General features: G+C 76.7%; 1 protein-coding gene. It reads right to left on the bottom strand.

The window, feature by feature from the left end:
* Positions 1–1,268 (bottom strand): acyltransferase domain-containing protein (locus tag AOK23_RS42905; protein ID WP_157878332.1); only part of this gene is annotated, 1,268 nt, incomplete at both ends.

Here is a 1,268-nt window from a genome sequence, read left to right on the forward strand (position 1 = left end):
AGGCGTAGGTGGGCAGGTCGATCCGGCGGGCGCCGGCGTCCGCGAAGACACGGGGCCAGGCGACGGGCGCCCCGCCGGTCCAGGCGTGGGCCAGGGCGGTGCGCAGCCGGCCGGGGCCGCCCTCGCCTCGCCGCAGGGTGCCGGTGACGGTGACCTCGTGGTCGTCGGCCTCGGCGCACTGCTGGAGGGAGGTGACGAGGACGGGGTGCGGGCTGGGCTCGACGAACAGCCGGTGCCCGTCGGCGAGCAGGGCCCGCACGGCGGGTTCGAAGCGGACAGGTTCGCGCATGTTGCGGCACCAGTAGGCGGCGTCCAGTCCGGCGGTGTCGAGGAGGCCGCCGGTGACGGTGGAGTAGAACGGCACGTCGCCGCTGCGGGGGGCGAGCCCGGCGAGGCCGGCCATCAGGTCCTCGCGGAGCGCGTCGACGTGGGGGGAGTGTCCGGGGCTCGCGGCGCCGGGGATGCGGCGGGCCTGGACGCCGTCGGCCGCGCAGGCGGCCACGAACGCGTCGCAGGCGTCGGGGTCGCCGGTGAGCGCGACGGAGGCGGGGCCGTTGACGGCGGCGATCCACAGCCGGTCGGCGAAGGGCGCGAGCCGGGTGCGGACCTGCTCCTCGGGCAGCAGTACGGAGGCCATGCCGCCGCGCACGGTGAGGGTGCGCAGGGCGCGGCTGCGCAGGACGACGACCCGGACCGCGTCCTCGAGGCTCAGGCCGCCGGCGAGGTGGGCGGCGGCGATCTCGCCCTGCGAGTGGCCGACCACCGCGTCCGGTGTGACGCCGTACGCCTGCCAGGTCCGGGCCAGTGACACCATCACGGTGAACAGGACGGGCTGGATGACGTCGATGCGGTCGGGGTCGATGTCGCCGGGTTCGCCGCGCAGGACGGCGAGGACGTCCCAGTCGACGAGTTCCCGCACGGCGGCGGCGCACCGCCGGGCGTTCTCGGCGAACACCGGCTCGGTGTCGAGGAGTTCGCGTCCCATGCCGAGCCATTGGGAGCCCTGGCCGGGCAGCACGAACGCGGTCCTTCCGGTGACGGCGGTGCCCTCGGCGAGGGCGTCGTGCGGGCGGCCGTCGGCGAGCGCGTCGAGGCCCGCGAGCAGGGTGTCCCGGTCGGCGGCGAGGACGGTCGCCCGCTGGTCGAGGGGTGTGCGGGTGGTGGCGAGGGAGAAGGCGACGTCCGTGACGCCGAGCGAGGGACGGTCGGTGAGGTGGTCGGCCAGCCGCCGCGCCTGGGCGCGCAGGGCGGCGGCTGGCCGACCACCT

The organism is Streptomyces torulosus (assembly GCF_001419765.1).
In the GTDB taxonomy this organism is placed as follows: domain Bacteria; phylum Actinomycetota; class Actinomycetes; order Streptomycetales; family Streptomycetaceae; genus Streptomyces; species Streptomyces torulosus.